The organism is Mesorhizobium sp. M2A.F.Ca.ET.037.01.1.1, assembly GCF_003998075.1.
Taxonomy (GTDB): domain Bacteria; phylum Pseudomonadota; class Alphaproteobacteria; order Rhizobiales; family Rhizobiaceae; genus Mesorhizobium.
Window position 1 is genome coordinate 1 of record NZ_RZSA01001072.1, and the last position, 2084, is coordinate 2084.

The window sequence follows — 2084 nt, forward strand, 5'->3', positions numbered from 1 at the left end:
CTCGCGAATCGCTTGCGAAGTCCCGCAGCGTCGGAAAGGAGCGAGGAAAGATGATCGTCATCGTCGGTGCCTTGCTTACCGTTGCAGGCGTCGTGTACATGGCGGCCGCCACTCTGAGGCGCGGACGACTAAGTGATCCAGCACCCCGTCCGGCGCCGAACCTGGCAACATCGGGCCCGACATTGGAGCCGCGGCGCCGTCGGCTCGGTTTCCTCGGCCTGTCGCAGAATTGGCCGGGTCTGGCGATGATGGCAATTGGCTTTGTCCTGCTATTGTCGGTAATGATCCTGTAACGCAGGAATCCTCGCATCTTTGCGGCGATCGTAACGTAATCGATACTTCCTTGCTCCATTAATGGACCTACGTCAGGTTGGAGAAGCCTGGCGCCGGCAAGGACGCGCATGCTGCTCGACTACAACTCACTGCTTCTGGCCGTCGGCTTCTCCGCCGCTTGCCTCAGCCTCACCCTGTCGGAACCTGGATGGCCGCCCGTTCCGACAAATTCCTTTTGACATGGGCAGTCAGCGTTCTGGTCGTGGTGTGCGAAGTCTTTGCCTACGACGCCTATATCAAGGCGCCAGGAACGGCCCTTGGCGTGCTGACGCTGGCGGTGCTGCTGCTGGGCTTCTCGGTCATGCTCGGTGCTGCCCATCAGTTCAGGACCAGGCGCTCGCCCTTGCCGCTTATCGCGCTCGGCGTCGGCATTTCCTGTGCCCTGGCGCTGCCGCCCATGGCGCTCGGCTATGACGGCCTGGGCTTCATGCTGGAGAACGCTCTGGCCGCGCTGCTTCTGTTCGGCACGGCGTATGAATATTGGCGGGGCCGCGCGGAGGCGCCCGTCCATCTCATCGGCGTGTCGCTGCTCTATTCACTGACCGCGGCATCCTTCGTGCTGTGCGCGGCCGTGCTGGCGTGGGATGGCAAACTGGTTCTCGGTCACGCGCCAAGCAACTGGGCGGAGGACCTGAGCCTCGTCATCGTCATCGCTTCCATGACCGGCATCGGCGCATTGTCGCTGGCGCTCAACCAGGGTCGGCTCGCCCGCCACCATCAGCGCGAGGCGCAAACCGATGCCTTGACCGGCCTGCTCAACCGCCGCGCTCTGTTCGACCTGCACGGCAAGACGCCGGTCAACGCCTTCACCGCTGTGGTCGTGTTCGACCTCGATGGCTTCAAGGCGATCAACGACCAGTTCGGCCATGCCGCCGGCGACGAGGTGCTGAGGGTCTTTGCCGAAGTGCTTTGCGCCGATCTGCGCCCGAACGACTCCGTCGCCCGCATGGGCGGTGAGGAATTTGCCATGGTGTTGAGGCGCATTTTAACCGAGGTGGCTGGAGCAACGGCCGAACGTGTCAGGGCCGCGTTCGCCGTGCGCACGGTTGAGACCGAAACCGGCCCGCTGTGCTGCACGGTCAGCGCCGGCTTCGCCTTCGGCAGCACGGACGGCATGAGCTTCGACAAAGTGCTCAGCGCCGCCGACAAGGCGCTCTACGCCGCCAAGCGCGCCGGCCGCAATCGCGTCCTGGACTTCCGCCTCGCCGGATGACCTTTTCGGGGCCTCCTGCTCACTCTCAGTGGTGAGCAATCACGTCGTTGAAGGCGTCAAGGTCGACATAAAAAACCTTGGTCATTTCGCCGAGCAGATCATCCTCGTCATAGCCTTGCGACATCAGGATGTTGATCGCGGTCATGATATCGACGCGCTCCGTGAGGCGCCGCTTCTGATAGTCCTCGACAAAACGTTCCATCGCCATCCCCTGGCAAGAGTCTTTTTGGACGCATTGACCGACAATCACTGCGGGGAAAGCTAAGCAGACTTGCTTGCGTGGAACTTGCGGGCGGTGTCCGCGCCTTCCCCCCTCATTCGCGCGACTGGTACGGAAAGCGGCCGACTCACCAAGGCCAAGAAAAGACTAGCATGGAGTATTGAGCGCACCAGAGCCGTCGAACACTTAGTCATCTTTGGGCGTAGCGAGCGAAACGGAGCGAAGACCCGAGGATCCATGCCGTTACTTGGAAGCGTTACTGATGGTGCGGAATTTGGAATGGCGCTGCGCAAAGAACCCTATTCTGTAGAGCAGCAC

General features: G+C 61.9%; 3 protein-coding genes and 1 pseudogene. 3 read left to right on the top strand and 1 reads right to left on the bottom strand.

Annotation, left to right across the window (positions count from 1 at the left end; translation table 11 throughout):
- Nucleotides 1–293, top strand: a 293-nt coding sequence (locus tag EOA27_RS33490; RefSeq protein ID WP_245491246.1) for a hypothetical protein, incomplete at its 5' end; no start/stop codon positions are given.
- 108 nt (nt 294–401) lie between these two features.
- Nucleotides 402–1546 (top strand): annotated as a pseudogene (locus EOA27_RS33495) (GGDEF domain-containing protein).
- Between the two features lie 25 nt (nt 1547–1571).
- On the opposite strand, the gene EOA27_RS33500 reads toward EOA27_RS33495, so the two are convergent.
- Nucleotides 1572–1748, bottom strand: coding sequence for a hypothetical protein (locus EOA27_RS33500; protein ID WP_126060673.1), 177 nt, complete (start codon nt 1746–1748; stop codon nt 1572–1574).
- Between the two features lie 93 nt (nt 1749–1841).
- On the opposite strand from EOA27_RS33500, the gene EOA27_RS41695 reads away from it, so the two are divergent.
- Nucleotides 1842–2084, top strand: a 243-nt coding sequence (locus EOA27_RS41695) for a hypothetical protein (RefSeq protein ID WP_210214194.1), incomplete at its 3' end; no start/stop codon positions are given.

Excerpts from the sequence above, each read along its gene's own strand:
- EOA27_RS33500 (WP_126060673.1), bottom strand. The coding sequence starts at position 1,748 with ATGGAACGTTTTGTCGAGGACTATCAGAAGCGGCGCCTCACGGAGCGC.